The sequence below is a fragment of the Flavobacterium ardleyense genome (assembly GCF_033547075.1).
GTDB lineage: Bacteria > Bacteroidota > Bacteroidia > Flavobacteriales > Flavobacteriaceae > Flavobacterium > Flavobacterium ardleyense_A.
Window position 1 is genome coordinate 1105407 of sequence record NZ_CP137891.1, and the last position, 15054, is coordinate 1120460.

General features: G+C 36.5%; 17 protein-coding genes. 11 read left to right on the forward strand and 6 right to left on the reverse strand.

Annotation, left to right across the window (positions count from 1 at the left end):
* Positions 1 to 146: 146 nt before the first annotated feature.
* Both SBO79_RS04765 and ahcY read right to left on the reverse strand, forming a co-directional pair.
* Positions 147 to 542, reverse strand: coding sequence for a hypothetical protein (locus SBO79_RS04765; RefSeq protein ID WP_318642451.1), 396 nt, complete (start codon positions 540 to 542; stop codon positions 147 to 149).
* A gap of 382 nt (positions 543 to 924) precedes the next feature.
* Positions 925 to 2247 carry an adenosylhomocysteinase gene (gene ahcY, locus SBO79_RS04770; protein ID WP_318642453.1) on the reverse strand — a complete coding sequence of 441 codons (1323 nt, stop codon included), beginning with the start codon at positions 2245 to 2247 and terminating at the stop codon, positions 925 to 927.
* A 166-nt stretch (positions 2248 to 2413) separates the two neighbouring features.
* Here ahcY and SBO79_RS04775 point away from each other — a divergent pair, with 166 nt between their 5' ends.
* The 6 genes from SBO79_RS04775 (at position 2414) to SBO79_RS04800 (ending at position 9306) form a co-directional block, all read left to right on the forward strand.
* Positions 2414 to 3061: a 4'-phosphopantetheinyl transferase family protein gene (locus SBO79_RS04775; protein WP_318642455.1), complete on the forward strand. Its 648-nt coding sequence runs from the start codon at positions 2414 to 2416 to the stop codon at positions 3059 to 3061.
* 12 nt (positions 3062 to 3073) lie between these two features.
* On the forward strand, positions 3074 to 3814 hold the full coding sequence (locus SBO79_RS04780; protein WP_318642457.1) for a geranylgeranylglyceryl/heptaprenylglyceryl phosphate synthase: 741 nt from the start codon (positions 3074 to 3076) through the stop codon (positions 3812 to 3814).
* A gap of 3 nt (positions 3815 to 3817) precedes the next feature.
* Positions 3818 to 4450 (forward strand): nicotinamide riboside transporter PnuC, encoded by a 633-nt coding sequence (pnuC, locus tag SBO79_RS04785; protein ID WP_318642459.1) that lies wholly within the window; start codon positions 3818 to 3820, stop codon positions 4448 to 4450.
* The gene (locus tag SBO79_RS04790) at positions 4408 to 6024 is read left to right on the forward strand and encodes a DUF4301 family protein (RefSeq protein WP_318642461.1); all 1617 of its coding nucleotides are present in this window, start codon (positions 4408 to 4410) and stop codon (positions 6022 to 6024) included. The genes pnuC and SBO79_RS04790 overlap by 43 nt, the downstream gene beginning before the upstream one ends.
* 1 nt (position 6025) lies before the next feature.
* Positions 6026 to 6433 carry an alternative ribosome rescue aminoacyl-tRNA hydrolase ArfB gene (gene arfB / locus SBO79_RS04795; RefSeq protein ID WP_318642463.1) on the forward strand — a complete coding sequence of 136 codons (408 nt, stop codon included), beginning with the start codon at positions 6026 to 6028 and terminating at the stop codon, positions 6431 to 6433.
* Between the two features lie 689 nt (positions 6434 to 7122).
* Entirely contained in the window at positions 7123 to 9306 is a 2184-nt protein-coding gene (locus SBO79_RS04800) for a TonB-dependent receptor (RefSeq protein ID WP_318642465.1), read from the forward strand.
* A gap of 133 nt (positions 9307 to 9439) precedes the next feature.
* Here the strand turns inward: SBO79_RS04800 and SBO79_RS04805 are convergent, their stop codons facing one another.
* Positions 9440 to 9856 (reverse strand): Rieske (2Fe-2S) protein, encoded by a 417-nt coding sequence (locus tag SBO79_RS04805; protein WP_318642467.1) that lies wholly within the window; start codon positions 9854 to 9856, stop codon positions 9440 to 9442.
* Positions 9857 to 10010: 154 nt separating this feature from the next.
* Between SBO79_RS04805 and greA the strand changes: the two genes are divergently transcribed.
* The gene (gene greA / locus SBO79_RS04810; RefSeq protein ID WP_318642469.1) at positions 10011 to 10487 is read left to right on the forward strand and encodes a transcription elongation factor GreA; all 477 of its coding nucleotides are present in this window, start codon (positions 10011 to 10013) and stop codon (positions 10485 to 10487) included.
* A 27-nt stretch (positions 10488 to 10514) separates the two neighbouring features.
* Positions 10515 to 10904 carry an HIT family protein gene (locus SBO79_RS04815; protein ID WP_318642471.1) on the forward strand — a complete coding sequence of 130 codons (390 nt, stop codon included), beginning with the start codon at positions 10515 to 10517 and terminating at the stop codon, positions 10902 to 10904.
* A 57-nt stretch (positions 10905 to 10961) separates the two neighbouring features.
* On the opposite strand, the gene SBO79_RS04820 is transcribed toward SBO79_RS04815, so the two are convergent.
* Positions 10962 to 12113 carry a sensor histidine kinase gene (locus SBO79_RS04820; protein WP_318642473.1) on the reverse strand — a complete coding sequence of 384 codons (1152 nt, stop codon included), beginning with the start codon at positions 12111 to 12113 and terminating at the stop codon, positions 10962 to 10964.
* 141 nt (positions 12114 to 12254) lie between these two features.
* Between SBO79_RS04820 and SBO79_RS04825 the strand changes: the two genes are divergently transcribed.
* The 3 genes from SBO79_RS04825 to aat all read left to right on the forward strand — a co-directional run bounded on the left by SBO79_RS04825 (position 12255) and on the right by aat (position 14233).
* Positions 12255 to 13130 (forward strand): flavin reductase family protein, encoded by an 876-nt coding sequence (locus SBO79_RS04825; protein ID WP_318642475.1) that lies wholly within the window; start codon positions 12255 to 12257, stop codon positions 13128 to 13130.
* Between the two features lie 2 nt (positions 13131 to 13132).
* Positions 13133 to 13510: a DUF3127 domain-containing protein gene (locus SBO79_RS04830; RefSeq protein ID WP_318642477.1), complete on the forward strand. Its 378-nt coding sequence runs from the start codon at positions 13133 to 13135 to the stop codon at positions 13508 to 13510.
* A gap of 75 nt (positions 13511 to 13585) precedes the next feature.
* Positions 13586 to 14233 carry a leucyl/phenylalanyl-tRNA--protein transferase gene (aat, locus tag SBO79_RS04835; protein WP_318642479.1) on the forward strand — a complete coding sequence of 216 codons (648 nt, stop codon included), beginning with the start codon at positions 13586 to 13588 and terminating at the stop codon, positions 14231 to 14233.
* A 2-nt stretch (positions 14234 to 14235) separates the two neighbouring features.
* On the opposite strand, the gene SBO79_RS04840 is transcribed toward aat, so the two are convergent.
* Together SBO79_RS04840 and SBO79_RS04845 are read right to left on the reverse strand one after the other, a co-directional pair.
* The gene (locus tag SBO79_RS04840) at positions 14236 to 14460 is read right to left on the reverse strand and encodes a VF530 family protein (RefSeq protein ID WP_318642481.1); all 225 of its coding nucleotides are present in this window, start codon (positions 14458 to 14460) and stop codon (positions 14236 to 14238) included.
* Between the two features lie 13 nt (positions 14461 to 14473).
* The gene (locus tag SBO79_RS04845; protein WP_318642483.1) at positions 14474 to 15040 is read right to left on the reverse strand and encodes a DNA-3-methyladenine glycosylase I; all 567 of its coding nucleotides are present in this window, start codon (positions 15038 to 15040) and stop codon (positions 14474 to 14476) included.
* Between the last annotated feature and the right edge of the window lie 14 nt (positions 15041 to 15054).

A 15054-nucleotide genomic window follows, 5' to 3' on the forward strand; every position in this document is an offset into this window, starting at 1 on the left:
CCCATACTTTGGATTCCTCCGGTTACCATATCGACTCATGTTTCTTGAATAGTTGAATTTCTAAAATTTCTAAAATCTTTCAATCTTTTAATCTTTGAATCTTTCAATTGTCAGCCAAAAAACCCCGCTCTCGCAGGGTTTCTAATTTATTTAATTTTAGCTTTCTCTAAAGCTTCATTATAATTTTCTTTGGATTTCTCACCTGCACGGTCAATAGCGTCACTGGTCTTTTGACCTGCTTCTTCAAAACTTGCTTTGGTGCGTTCCCATGCCATTTTAGCGTCATCTGCCACCTTTTGTGCAGCCACTTCGGCCTTAGCATCGCCTCGATCCTTTGCCTCTTGCAATTCGCGTTCAGCGTTTTTCAATTTTAATTCGGCACTTTCTAGTCGTGGATCGTAATTCTGCTCAGTTGTCGTAGTTGTAGTAACAGTCGTTCCCATTGGATCAGAATCAATTGTCGTTTCTTTTACTGTTTCTTTTTTACATGATGTTGTAAAAAGTAATCCCAAGATTGCAATTGAATAAATTAATTTTCTCATAATATTATAGATTTTTATTGGTTTATATCAAATGTATTAAAATTCTGTAAATAATTACTGTTAAAAAATAAAGACGCTATTTTGTATACAATAGCAACTTAATGCTTTTTCTCAGGATTCAGATACAGAGCAAATTTAGAGGGAGTGTGGTTTAAATTTCTTACATATTTATATAAATATGTTACTCATTGTTAAGTATGGAAATTCCATTTGAAAAGGGTGACCATTTATAATTGATTAAGTATTTTTCTTAGCAATAGCAGTTTATTTAATATCTCATTTTTTTTTAAATTTATGCTACTAGGGTAAATTTTTACAGAAGAGAGCGCAAAAAAAGCCTTTGCAATTGCAAAGGCTTTTCCAATAAAAATATATCGATAAACTAGTATCTGTAGTATTCTGGTTTATATGGCCCTTTTACGTCAACACCTATATAAGCCGCTTGATCATCTCTCAAAGTTTCAAGCTCAACTCCTAATTTTGCAAGGTGCAAAGCAGCAACTTTCTCATCAAGGTGCTTTGGCAACATGTATACGTCATTATTATAGTTAGCAGAATTTTTCCACAATTCAATTTGAGCTAAAGTCTGATTTGTAAAAGAGTTACTCATTACAAAACTAGGATGTCCTGTAGCACAACCTAGATTTACTAAACGGCCTTCGGCAAGAATGATAATATCTTTTCCGTCGATCGTATATTTGTCAACCTGTGGCTTGATTTCGTCTTTTGATGCACCGTGGTTTTTGTTTAACCAAGCCATATCAATTTCGTTGTCAAAGTGACCAATATTACAAACGATCACTTTGTCTTTCATTTGCTCAAAGTGAGATCCTTGAACAATATCTTTATTTCCTGTAGTTGTAATGATAATATCAGCATTTCCAACAACAGTATTTAGTTTCTTAACTTCAAATCCGTCCATTGCCGCTTGAAGCGCACAAATTGGATCAATTTCAGTTACTGTAACTATCGATCCAGCTCCTTTAAACGATGCTGCAGTTCCTTTTCCTACGTCTCCGTATCCACAAACTACAACTCTTTTTCCTGCAAGCATAATATCTGTTGCACGTCTTACCGCATCTACAGCACTTTCTTTACAACCGTATTTATTGTCAAATTTCGATTTTGTAACCGAGTCATTTACGTTAATTGCTGGCATTGGTAATGTTCCAGCTTTTACTCTTTCGTAAAGTCTGTGAACTCCAGTGGTAGTTTCTTCAGAAAGTCCTTTGATTCCTGCAACAAGTTCTGGATAACGGTCAAAAACCATATTGGTAAGATCTCCACCATCATCAAGAATCATATTTAGAGGTTGACGGTCTTCGCCAAAAAATAATGTTTGCTCGATACACCAGTCAAAATCTTCTTCGTTAAGACCTTTCCAAGCGTACACTTGAATTCCAGCTGCTGCAATTGCTGCTGCTGCTTGATCTTGAGTCGAAAATATATTACAAGACGACCAAGTAACTTCTGCGCCAAGGGCAATAAGGGTTTCGATAAGAACAGCAGTCTGAATCGTCATGTGCAGACATCCTGCAATACGAGCTCCTTTAAGTGGTTGTTCGTTTTTATATTCTGATCTAAGTGCCATTAAGCCTGGCATTTCTGCTTCGGCAAGTTCAATTTCTTTTCTTCCCCATGCTGCTAGAGAAATATCTTTTACTTTGAAAGCCACGAAAGGCATTGTAGTTGTCTTTGTACTCATGAATTTGTTATATTTGTGATATAAAATGAGTGCAAATTTACGGAATTCTTTTTAGTTATTGTGCTGAATAAGATTTATTTAAGATTGTTCTCCTTCCGTATCTTTTGCGTAATTTAAGGGTGCAATTTTTTCAAGAACTCTAATAATCAATAATCTAAAAACAATTATGCCTTTATATAAAATTATAAATCATTCAATTCACACCACTATTTATGTATGGCGAATTGAAGAAACTTCTCTTGACTTATTTGATAGTATTGTAATCGCCGATAAGTCGGTAGTCCGACTTTCTGACATGAAATCAGATTTACATAGACGTGGGTTTTTGAGTGTTCGAATGCTTTTGCAAGAAGCCGGATATAATGATAATGATCTTTCCTATGACGATTTAGGCAAGCCACACCTTTCAGATGGTAAGCACATATCAATTACGCACTCGCATCACTTTTCAGCAATCGTGGTGAGCGATGTTCAGGTGGGAATTGACATGGAGAAAATACGCGAGAAAATAGCGGTGATTGCGCCGCGATTTATGGAAGAGAATTTTGAGTTTCCAGACAAGAAAGATCCAGAATATATCAAGAAACTTACTGCCCTTTGGGGTGTGAAGGAATGTATTTTCAAAATAAGGAATGAAGCGGGTATTAGTTTTCGAAATCACATTAAGGTAGATCCTTTTGATATGCTTTCACAAAATGGCCTCGCACACCTTCACTTTCAAGGAATAAATCAGGCCTTTCAGATGCATTTCGTACAAGTGCAGAATTTTATGCTAGTGTACGCTTTCGAAAAAGAAATAATGCTGCTCAACTAAAATTTAAAGACTTTGTTTGATAAAAATAATAATATCTATTCTGAAATTCTTGTCGCAAAGAATGAAAACCGTAAGTTATTGGCGGTATTATTGGATCCAGATAAGATTGAATTAGAATCGTTCGAATCTCAAGTTCAAAAGATTAAATCTTCGGCCGTTACTCACATTTTTATCGGCGGAAGTAGTATGCACAAATCGCAGATAGATCAAATAATTGCGCTTACGCGAAAAAGCCTCTCGCAACCCATCATTCTGTTTCCAGGAGATCCTTGTCAGATATCAGATAAAGCCGATGCAATATTATTTCTGTCACTTATTTCCGGTCGAAATCCAGATTTTCTAATTGGACATCAAGTAACGGCAATTTCGAAACTTGAAAATTCAGGGTTGGAAATTATTTCTACAGGATATTTGCTGATTGATGGCAGCAAGCAAACTGCGGTTGAAACGGTAAGCAATACGCTACCGATGGAGATTTCGAATCCAAATTTAATCGTACACACAGCGCAAGCCGGCGTTCTATTAGGGAATAAATTAATTTATCTGGAAGCTGGAAGCGGCGCGAATTCTTATGTTCCAGCACCAATCGTTTCAAATGTTTCCAGTAAAATTCCAGTTCCGTTAATCGTGGGCGGCGGAATAAAATCTCACCAAGATATTTTTAAAATTTATCAAGCTGGAGCAGATCTGATCGTGATTGGAACTGCTTTTGAAAATAACCCAAACTTTTTTGATGGTTTAATACTACTATAAATAATGAATTTAATTGAATTTTTTACCGATGCTTACAAAGACACATCTTGGTTTGTAATTTCTTTGGAAATGCTTGCCTTTGTTTTTGGAATCGCAAGCGTTTATTATGCCAAAAAAGAAAATATTCTCGTATATCCAACTGGACTAGTAGCAACTTGTATCACCGTTTTCTTACTTTATCGAGCAGGTTACTTTGGCGATATGGTGGTCAACTTCTATTATTCTGTAATGAGCATTTACGGATGGTATATTTGGTCTCGACCAACAGTTGATAACGGCATTCTACCCATATCGCGAACTACCAAAAGAGAAAAATTAATCGGCTTAATGCTATTTATTGTGACTATTGTTGTTATTTTTGTCGTTTACCGCATTTTTGCGCAAGCGATTGAAGTTGAGAATTATATTGATGTTTTTACATCTGGAATCTTTTTCACGGCAATGTACTTTATGGCGCTGAAAAAGATTGAAAACTGGACACTTTGGATTGTAGCAGATATTATCAGTATTCCGCTTTATGCTTATAGAGGACTTGGAATTCTGTCGCTACAATTTTTGATTTTTACAATTATGGCCGTTCAGGCTTATATAGAATGGAAGAAAACACTAGATATGCCGAAAATGGCAACGAAATAATTATGGCTTTCGCCAAAAGAAAACAGCTTTTCTCTAAAGAGGATATTGCTTTTATTGAAAATCACGGACTTTCTGTCGAAGAAATAAACCGTCAGCTACATATTTTTCAGAATAACGATTCTACCATAAAGTTGTCAAGAGCAGCGCAGCTTTCTGATGGTATCTTGTCATTAAATGCGGAGAAATCTGAACAATATATCAATCTTTTCGAAGATAAAAAAGCAGATCTTCAATTGATGAAATTTGTCCCGGCTTCTGGAGCCGCGACGAGAATGTTTCAGTTTCTATCAGAATTTCTGAATGATTTTGATCCTTCCAATGATACAATTACTGCGTATTGCAATCGAACGAAAGATAAAAATCTTTCAATTTTCTTGGCTGGAATAGAGAAATTCCCGTTTTACCAAAATGTGATTCAGAAATTTCAAGAGCATAATTCCGAATATTTATTGCTTTCCGAAGACGAACAATTTTATCAACTAATTCGTTTTCTTTTTGAAAATGAACATTTTAATTTTTCGGCAAAGCCAAAAGCAGTATTACCTTTTCACATAAAAGATCATAAAATTCAGACTCCGGTCGAAGTTCATTTGCACGAAGCTGCTGCTTACAGCGTAGGAAACGGCGAAAGTGCGGAGGTGCATTTCACAATTTCAGAAGAACATACTTTGTTGTTTGAAGAAATTTTGCACCACAATAAATCGGCAATTGAGAAAGAACATTCTATCCAAATCAATACGAGTTTCAGTTATCAAAAAAGAAAAACTGATACGATTGCAGTAGATAAATATAACCAACCTATCCGCTGTGAGCAAGGAAAACTCGTCTTCAGACCAGGAGGACACGGAGCGTTAATCGAAAATCTAAACGATCTTTCGGCAGATCTTATTTTTATAAAAAATATTGATAATGTCCGAAATAATAAGCACAAGATTATTTCGAAATACAAGAAAGTTTTAGCGGGAATTTTACTCGAATGGCAAACTAGAATTTTTACTATTCTAAATGCAATCGAAAATAAAAACTTATCAAATTCTCAACTCGAAGCAGCTATTTTGATGCTAGAAACCGAATTAAAAATCGAACTTCCTGCAGATTTCAGATCATGGAAACCAGAAGTTCAAAATGATTTTTTGGTTGAAGTTTTAAATAGACCTTTGCGTGTTTGCGGAATGGTAAAAAACGAAGGTGAAGCTGGCGGCGGTCCGTTTTGGGTTCAAAATCCTGATGGAACAACTTCTCTTCAAATTGTGGAGATGGCGCAAGTGAATATGCATAACAGCCGTCAAGCGAAAATCTTGTCAAAATCCACTCACTTCAATCCAGTTGATATTGTCTGTGCGACAAAAGATTTTAAAGGAAATAAATTTGATTTGCTATCTTTCGTAGATCATAATACAGGCTTTATTGTCGAAAAGTCTAAGAAAGGGAAACCAATCAGATCGTACGAACATCCAGGATTGTGGAATGGTGCGATGGCAAAATGGATTAGCATTTTTGTTGAAGTTCCAATCGAAACATTTTCGCCGGTAAAAACGGTAAACGACTTACTAAAACCGGCACATCAGCAATAAAATGGATGCAGAAAAATTACTTTCCGAATTAAAATTCAAAGCCGTTCGCAGTAGTGGAGCGGGAGGACAGAACGTGAATAAAGTTTCGTCCAAAGTTGTCTTGTCTTTTGATCTGCAAGCTTCCGAAGGTTTAAATGAAGAAGAAAAGTTTAGAGTTTCCGAAAAAATCAGCAGTCGATTGACCACCGAAGGAATTTTAAACCTTAATTGTGATGAGGACAGAAGCCAATTTAGAAATAAAGAATTAGTTCAGAAGAGATTTTTAAAAATTCTTCAAGATGCTTTGGCTGTTGCCAAAATCAGAAAAGCCACCCGAATTCCCAAGTCGGCAGTACGCAAACGATTAAAGTTGAAATCCAGCCGCGCCGAAATCAAAAAAGGCAGAAAAAGACCGGGATTGGATGACTAAAATACGATTGAATATTTTGTAAATTTTTTGACCCCAGCGGGGTCACATATTTATAGAAAAAATTTACGCAGCAATATCACGACCCCAACGGGGTCGAATGTAAGTTCTCCCATATAATATTTCCAAATTATAAATATTTGGTGACGTAAAAGGTCCGACCCCTACAGGGTCGTGTGCTACATTGACTATGATTTTCTATAAACATTTAATCCCTACGGGATCACCTTGGCGATTTGATTTTTATGTTATGTGAACGAACGGATTTAGTTATCAATAATTTTTTCACCCCATCGGGGTCTCATTTTTATAGAAAAAATCTGCGCCACACCATGACGAACCCCAGCGGGGTCGAATGTAAAAATGTCGCATCAATTTTCAGTAAGCACATTCTTACATCACCTCAAAAAACAATTTCGAAATAATAAAATTTTCTATTTGCTTCATTACTTTTTTGCTGTACTTTTGCGGCGTCTCAAAGGGGTGCCTAAATTTTGCGTAAGCAGAGTAGAAGCTGAGATTATACCCAACGAACCTGGGCAGGTAATGCTGCCAAGGGAACCAAAAAGTTCTGAAAGGAATTTGCGATGTTACGAACAGCATCAAAAATTAAAAAAAGAACTTTTGAAAACAATCAATTATATTTTTTAAAAAAAGAATAATTGCCCCTTTTATTCGTAACTATTTTGCGGATGAAAACACTTTTCAAAATTAGCAGCGTCGTTCTTGTCGCTCTTCTTTCGGCGAAAGCCTACTCTCAAGAATCAGTCAAAGACACCATCAAGCAGAAACCAGAACTTCTAGACGAAGTAATTGTTTCGGCAGTTCGTGTTACCGACAAAACGCCCGTAACCTTTAGCAATATCACCAAGGAAGAGCTGGAATCTCGCAATCTTGGACAGGATATTCCTATACTTTTAAACTTTATGCCTTCGGTAGTAACGACTTCAGATGCTGGAGCGGGAATTGGCTATACGGGAATTCGGGTGCGCGGATCTGATGCAACGCGTGTGAATGTTACGATAAACGGAATTCCCTATAATGACTCGGAATCACACGGATCTTTTTGGGTGAATATGCCCGACTTTACTTCTTCGGTAGAAAGTTTGCAATTGCAGCGTGGCGTTGGAACATCGACCAATGGTAGTGGTGCTTTTGGCGCAAGCCTAAACCTTCTCACTGATGCTTATTCAGAAAAGTCAAGCGCAGAGATTTCGAATTCGTTTGGAAGTTTTAATACCAGAAAACATACGGTGAAATTCAGCACTGGCTTGATGAATGATCATTTTGAACTTGCGGGAAGAGTTTCGAATATTGCTTCGGACGGATTTATAGACCGGGCAACTTCTGAACTTAAATCATATTTCTTACAGGGAACTTTTGTGAAAAATACAACCTTGATTAAAGCACTAGTTTTTGGTGGTGCAGAACGTACTTATCAAGCGTGGAATGGTCTCGAAGATCCAGAAAAGTTAAAAAACGACCGTACGTACAATACTTCAGGCGAATATATTGATGATAATAATGTGCTACGTTTTTATGACAATGAAACCGATAATTACAATCAAGATCATTTTCAGTTGCATTGGAGTGAAGCTTTATCAGATTACTGGACTACAAATGTCGCTTTGCATTATACAATGGGAAAAGGATATTATGAGAATTATAAGCAGAATCAGAAACTTTCAAATTATAACTTAAGCCCAGCAATTGTTGACGGTGTCGAAATTAAAAAGACCGATTTAATAAGACGAAAGTGGCTTGATAATGACTTTTACGGGACTACTTTTTCTGCCAATTATGCCAAAGAAAATCTGGAAGTAATTATTGGAGGAGGTTACAATAGATATGAAGGAAAGCATTCTGGAAATGTACTTTGGACAAGAGATGTTGTACTGCCAACTTACAACTATCAGTTTTACGAGGATTTTGCCAACAAAGAAGATCTAAATGTTTTTGCAAAAGTGGATTATGCGCTGAATGCAAAATGGCGTTTGTACGGAGATTTGCAATATAGAAGAGCACATTATTCGGCTGACGGAGACGACACGGGAATTGTTGATGATACTTTTGATTTCTTTAATCCAAAAGCTGGAATTACCTATTTGCCAACTAACAAAAGCAGTATTTATTTATCCTACGCAAGAGCAAACCGTGAGCCTAATCGAAATGATTATGAAGATGGAAGTCCGCGTCCAGAAAAACTAAATGACTTTGAACTAGGATGGAGATACAAAGGTAGGGCGGCCAAAATTAATTTGAATGCTTATTATATGAAGTACAAAGATCAGCTTGTACTTACGGGTGCGCTGAATGATGTGGGTGCGCCAGTGCGTGAAAATAGTGGTGATAGTTATAGAATGGGAATAGAAGCAGAGGCGGTTTTAAAGATTAGTGATTATTTTTATGTACGTCCAAATGTAACTGTGAGTTTGAATAAAAACGAAGATTTTGTTTTTGTGAGAGATGGTGTTTTGCAGGAGTTAGGAAATACAAATATTGCCTTTTCTCCAAATGTGATTGCGGGAAATGCAATTACGTTTATGCCAACAAAGAATCTGAATTTAAGTCTGCTTTCCAAATTTGTTGGAAGTCAATATATGGGGAATATTGACAGCGAGCAGTCGAAATTAGATGCTTACGCGGTGAGTGATGTTTCCATCAGCTACACTTACAGCCCAAAATCAATTTTTAAATCGATCGTATTTAATGCGTTGGTTAATAATGTATTTGATTATCAATACGAATCCAACGGCTATTTCTTTACTTTTGATGATGATTATTCTCAACCAAATGTTGTTACTACCATTGAAGGTGCTGGATATTATCCACAAGCAGGAATCAACTTTCTGGTAGGAGTTACTTTAAAGTTTTAAAGAGGTTTTAATTTTTGAGTTTTTATTTTAGTTAGAAAAGCCCGATAGAGATATCGGGCTTTTTGTTGTTATAAAAATTTGTCAATGTAAAATTAATAAGTGCTTAATGAATAGCCGTTGTACTGATTAGGTTTTAATTAAAAATATTCAAAACGTTTCCATTCTGAGTCACTCTGTACTGTTTCATTGGATATTCTTTGCCAGGACTCTGACCAGTAAATAAACTGTACTCAGCACCGTCGCAAGAGCACACAGCCATGATACCATTAATCAGCATGGTCGAGCAATCGCTTATCGGTTGATTTGGACAAGCAGCATCAAATACTACATAGCCACTTCCAGTATTAAATATAATGACTCCTCTCGCTCCGGCGTTAGGATAGTAAATCCCATTACTCGGATACTGCAACTGACTATATGAAGGCAGATTCATATTTATAGATTCAGAAAAACCATAGTTTGGGATGTAAGGATTTCTGTTGTTGAAATTATCTTTTTCGCAGGCACTAATTAGGCAGATAGTGACAAATAAGAGAATAAATTTTTTCATAGTTTTATATAGTGTTTTGAAACTTAAATTATTTAACTTTGGGGTACTTACAAAGAAGTAATAAACGGCAAAGTTAAAAAGAAAGTATACCTTTGCAACTAAGAAATCCCCTCGAAAATGGGATTTTTTTCTATTTTATATAAATAATAAATTTATGAGTACGATATCTTATTATACCGCAGATGGTCTAAAAAAACTACGTGAAGAGTTAGATCATTTAAAAAGTGTGATGCGTCCAAAAGCGTCACAAGACATTGCAGATGCACGTGACAAAGGCGATCTTTCTGAGAATGCAGAATATGATGCAGCCAAAGAAGCGCAAGGATTATTAGAAATGAAAATTTCTAAACTTGAGGAGATAAATGCAAACGCACGTCTTATTGATGAGTCACAACTTGACACTACAAAAGTGTTAGTATTATCTAATGTAAAAATTAGAAATCAAGCCAACAAAATGGAGATGAAATATACGCTTGTGGCAGAAAGTGAAGCGGATCTTAAAACAGGGAAAATCTCGGTAACTTCTCCAATCGGGAAAGGCTTGCTTGGGAAATCTGTTGGAGATATTGCCGAAATTACTGTTCCAAACGGAATTTTGAAATTCGAAATTATCGAAATCACCAGAGACTAAATTTATAATCATTAAATTTTTCGTATTATGGCATCTGTCTTTACCAAAATAATCAACGGCGAAATTCCCGCTTACAAAGTTGCAGAAACGGCAAAATTCTTAGCTTTTCTGGATGTAAATCCAAATGCTAAAGGACATACATTATGTATTCCGAAGCAGGAGATTGATAAGATTTTTGACATGGACGAAGATCTTTATCTTGAATTGATGCAGTTTTCACGTAAAGTTGCAATCGCGTTGGGAAAATCAATTGATTGCAAAAGAGTAGGAATGGCGGTTGTGGGTCTTGAAGTGCCTCATACGCACGTGCATTTGATTCCGTTGAACAATATGGATGAAATGCGTTTTGAAAAGAAAGTAAAACTTGAAGCAGATGAATTTAAAGCAATCGCAGCGAAGATTGCTTCGAATATGTAATCTGAGATCTATAAAAATTAAAAACCTGCAATTGCACAAAGCGATCGCAGGTTTTTTTTATGATATTTTCTTAAAGCTTATCTGAATCGTGGTTCCTTTTCCAATTTCTGATTTTAATACTTTGATTCGGCCTTTGTGATATTCTTCGACAATTCGCTTGGTGAGCGAAAGTCCTAATCCCCAACCACGTTTTTTGGTGGTAAAACCAGGTTCGAAAATGTTTTTGAACTGATTCTTCGGAATTCCTTTTCCTGTATCGCTGACCAGAATTTTTACAAATTTAGCGTCTTCATCCATCAAAACGGAAATTTCGCCTCGACCTTTCATGGCATCGATAGCATTCTTCACCAGATTTTCTATTGTCCAGCTATGTAGTGCCGCGTTCAAATCGATCATCACCGGCGATGGCAAACTTTTGAAAGTAAAAACGACTTGTTTCGAAAACCTAGAAGTAAGATATTCAAAAGATTTCTGAGTTTCCTCAACTACATCAATTCTTTCAAGCACTGGCGCAGATCCAACTTTTGAAAAGCGATCGGCAATTGTTTGAAGTCTGTTAATGTCAATTTCGATTTCAGAAACGATGGTTTCGTCAATATCGTCGGCTTTCATAATTTCGATCCAGCCGAGAAGCGATGACAAAGGCGTACCTATTTGATGCGCCGTCTCCTTTGCCATTCCCGCCCAAAGTTTATTTTGCGCAGACATTCTATTGCTTGTGTAATAATTGTAAACCAAAGCTGCAAACAGCACAATTATCAATAACAATGCGATCGGATAATATTTAAGTTGATTCAGCAAAGAGGAATTTCCGTAGTATAGATACTGAAAACTTCCCGGAACATATTCGTAGGCTATTGGTTCATTTTCTTTTTTGAGTGACTCGAGCAAATTTTGCGAAAGCTTTTGATCTTTTAATATTTTTTCATCAATATTGACCCCGCTGATAATACTATCTTTTTCATTGGTCAAAATAATTGGAAGAGTGGTATTGTGGCTAATTATTTTTAGCGGAAGCTCCACATCTGTAAAAACATCTGCTTGCAATAATGTTCTCTGTGCTTCTGCCCAAAATTCCATTTTGGTGCGTTCTTCGTTTTTAAAGATTTGAAAAAAAATATAGGTATTCCAAAGTATGAGAACCGTGATAAAGAAAGAAAATGAGATTATAATCCAGCGGATCGTATTGTTTTTTTGAGCGAACTGCATTAGCTATTTTTTAGATTTATAAATGTACACAATCAGATGTGATTTTGATGTTTCAATTGTTGAGAAATACTTTCACTATCCGTCAATTGTGCAAGACTGAAACCAAATGATTTTAGTATTTTTGCTTAAAGCCAAAATCATATGATAAGTTTCGAGCCTAAAGAAGTTACGCCACAGGAATTACAAGGATATTTGCAAACTGCAGTAGCACCACGACCAATCGCATTTGCGAGTACTCTGGACTCCGAAGGAAATCCAAATCTTTCGCCTTTTAGTTTTTTTAATGTCTTTAGTTCAAATCCACCGATTGTAGTATTTTCGCCCGCAAGACGTGTGCGCAATAATACGGTCAAGCATACGTTGCTCAACGTTCAGGACAACGGCGAAGTGGTAATAAATATTGTGAATTTTGCCATGGTACAGCAGGTTTCTCTTGCAAGTACAGAATATGCTGATGGTGTAAACGAGTTTGAAAAAGCAGGTTTTACAATGATACCTTCGGATAATATAAAACCTTTTCGTGTTGCCGAAGCGCCAGTTCAGATGGAATGTAAGGTGCAACAAATTATCGCTTTGGGCGATGAAGGCGGGGCGGGAAATCTTGTAATTTGCGAAGTTGTAAAAATGCATGTTTCAAAAGAGGTTTTAGGATCTGATGGAAAAATTGATCAGCATAAAATCGATTTGGTTTCGAGACTAGGCGGTAATTGGTATTCACGAGCAAATGCAGGTTTATTTGAAGTAGAAAAACCATTAACTACTTTAGGAATAGGCGTGGATAATATTCCGATGGAAATTCGCAATAGCGAAATCCTTGATGGGAATGATTTAGGAAAATTAGGCAACATTGAAGTATTGCCAACCCAAGAAGAAATTAATATCTTTGTAACCCAAAGTTTTAAAGTAAAAGGTGTTTTAAGCGCGGATGACATTACGGCAAAACATCAAAAAGCAAAAGACTATTTAAATAATAACGATGTGCTTTCTGCGTGGAAAGTGCTACTAGCAACAAAATAATTATGGAAGTATCAGGAAGAGTAAAAGTGATAGGAGCAGATCAGCAGATAAGTGCAAGCTTCAAGAAAAGAGAAATTGTAGTTACTACAGATGAGCAGTATCCACAAGTGATTATGGTTGAGTTTACACAAGATAAAACTGACTTGCTTAACAATTATGCAGTTGGTGATGAGGTGAAAATCTCAATCAACCTTAGAGGTAGAGAATGGGTAAATCCACAAGGAGAAACTAAATATTTTAACTCAATCCAAGGATGGAGAATTGAAAAAATGACTCAAGCACAAGCACAGGGGCAAGCGCAAGCGCCACCAATGCCAGCAGCTCCATTTCCTCCAGCGGGCCAGTTTACAGAAAAAGAAGAAGATGATCTTCCTTTCTAGTATCAAATAAATTTTCAAAAAATCCCGTCGCTGTTGCAGCTTCGGGATTTTTGTTTTTAAAATTAATTAAGACCAATGTTTTACTTAGGAGAAGAACTTTATTTTCCGCCATTATCTCAAACGCATCCTACGGGAATAGTGGCGTTTGGTGGCGATTTATCTCTGCGCAGACTTGAGCTGGCCTATAGAAGCGGAATTTTTCCGTGGTTTGAAGATGGTGAGCCAATTACTTGGTATTCGCCCGCAGAACGGATGGTTTTGTTTTTCGAAGATCTTAAAGTTTCCAAAAGTCTAAAGAAAATTATTGATCGAAAAGTTTTTGAAATTACTTTTAACACAGCTTTTCGGGAAGTGATTACCAACTGTCAGGAAGTAAAAAGATCGGGGCAATTAGGCACTTGGATTACCGATGATATGATACACGCTTACTGCAAATTGCACGAAGCAGGAATGGCGCAATCAGTTGAGGTTTGGGAAAATGGACAACTTGTCGGTGGTTTGTACGGAATAGATTTGGGACATATTTTCTGTGGCGAAAGTATGTTTTCGCTGAGGTCCAATGCATCGAAAGTTGCTTTTGTGCATCTTGTCGAAAAACTGAAAGAGGAAAATTATTTGTTGTTGGATTGCCAAGTTTTTAATCCGCATCTCGAAAGTTTGGGAGCGGTAGAAATTGATCGAGACGATTTTTTGATGATTCTAAAATCAGCTAAGAAACTTTAGAATTAGTCTTTCTTGGCAAGTTTTGGAAGTGTTCTGATATAAAGTTGTTCTACTTTTTCGCGTGCCCACGGAGTTTTGCGCAAGAAAGTTAGGCTTGATTTGACCGATGGATTTTCGGTAAAACATTTGATGGCAATCAATTCGCCCAAAGTATCAAATCCGTAAAATTCTTCGAGTTGTTCTAGAATTAATTTTAGGGTAATGCCGTGAAGTGGATCTTTGTTCATTTCTTTTTATTTATTATTTTTCGCTTTTGCAAAAGCAGGAATTTATATGATCGTCAACCATTCCCGTAGCTTGCATAAATGCATATACTACAGTCGAACCGACGAATTTAAAACCACGTTTCTTTAAATCTTTGCTGATTTTATCACTTAAGTCGGTTGTTGCGGGAGCATCAGAATAGGATTCGATATTATTCCAAATTTGTTTTCCTCCACTGAATGCCCAAAAGTACTCAGAAAAACTTCGAAATTCCTCTTGAATTTCCATAAAAGCAATTGCATTTGATACGGCTGAATTCACTTTGAGTTTATTTCGAATAATTCCAGAATCTTCTAGAAGTTCAGCGATTTTATCCGATTTATAATTAGCAATTTTCTTATAATCGAAATTGTCAAAAGCTTTTCTGAAGTTTTCGCGCTTTCGCAAAATGGTGTGCCAACTCAATCCCGCTTGAAAAGTTTCTAGAATTATAAATTCGAAAAAGACAGCGTCGTCAAATACAGGTTTTCCCCACTCAATGTCGTGATAGGCGCGGTATAGGTCGTCTTTTTCTGACCATTGACATCTTGTATTGCTTTTCATATCTGTTGAATTTG

Excerpts from the sequence above, each read along its gene's own strand:
- aat (WP_318642479.1), top strand. The coding sequence starts at position 13,586 with ATGTTTTACTTAGGAGAAGAACTTTATTTTCCGCCATTATCTCAAACG.
- SBO79_RS04825 (WP_318642475.1), top strand. The coding sequence starts at position 12,255 with ATGATAAGTTTCGAGCCTAAAGAAGTTACGCCACAGGAATTACAAGGA.
- SBO79_RS04775 (WP_318642455.1), top strand. The coding sequence starts at position 2,414 with ATGCCTTTATATAAAATTATAAATCATTCAATTCACACCACTATTTAT.
- ahcY (WP_318642453.1), bottom strand. The coding sequence starts at position 2,247 with ATGAGTACAAAGACAACTACAATGCCTTTCGTGGCTTTCAAAGTAAAA.
- greA (WP_318642469.1), top strand. The coding sequence starts at position 10,011 with ATGAGTACGATATCTTATTATACCGCAGATGGTCTAAAAAAACTACGT.
- SBO79_RS04815 (WP_318642471.1), top strand. The coding sequence starts at position 10,515 with ATGGCATCTGTCTTTACCAAAATAATCAACGGCGAAATTCCCGCTTAC.
- SBO79_RS04820 (WP_318642473.1), bottom strand. The coding sequence starts at position 12,113 with ATGCAGTTCGCTCAAAAAAACAATACGATCCGCTGGATTATAATCTCA.
- SBO79_RS04800 (WP_318642465.1), top strand. The coding sequence starts at position 7,123 with ATGAAAACACTTTTCAAAATTAGCAGCGTCGTTCTTGTCGCTCTTCTT.
- SBO79_RS04830 (WP_318642477.1), top strand. The coding sequence starts at position 13,133 with ATGGAAGTATCAGGAAGAGTAAAAGTGATAGGAGCAGATCAGCAGATA.
- SBO79_RS04790 (WP_318642461.1), top strand. The coding sequence starts at position 4,408 with ATGGAAGAAAACACTAGATATGCCGAAAATGGCAACGAAATAATTATG.
- SBO79_RS04805 (WP_318642467.1), bottom strand. The coding sequence starts at position 9,856 with ATGAAAAAATTTATTCTCTTATTTGTCACTATCTGCCTAATTAGTGCC.
- SBO79_RS04765 (WP_318642451.1), bottom strand. The coding sequence starts at position 542 with ATGAGAAAATTAATTTATTCAATTGCAATCTTGGGATTACTTTTTACA.
- pnuC (WP_318642459.1), top strand. The coding sequence starts at position 3,818 with ATGAATTTAATTGAATTTTTTACCGATGCTTACAAAGACACATCTTGG.
- SBO79_RS04840 (WP_318642481.1), bottom strand. The coding sequence starts at position 14,460 with ATGAACAAAGATCCACTTCACGGCATTACCCTAAAATTAATTCTAGAA.
- SBO79_RS04845 (WP_318642483.1), bottom strand. The coding sequence starts at position 15,040 with ATGAAAAGCAATACAAGATGTCAATGGTCAGAAAAAGACGACCTATAC.
- arfB (WP_318642463.1), top strand. The coding sequence starts at position 6,026 with ATGGATGCAGAAAAATTACTTTCCGAATTAAAATTCAAAGCCGTTCGC.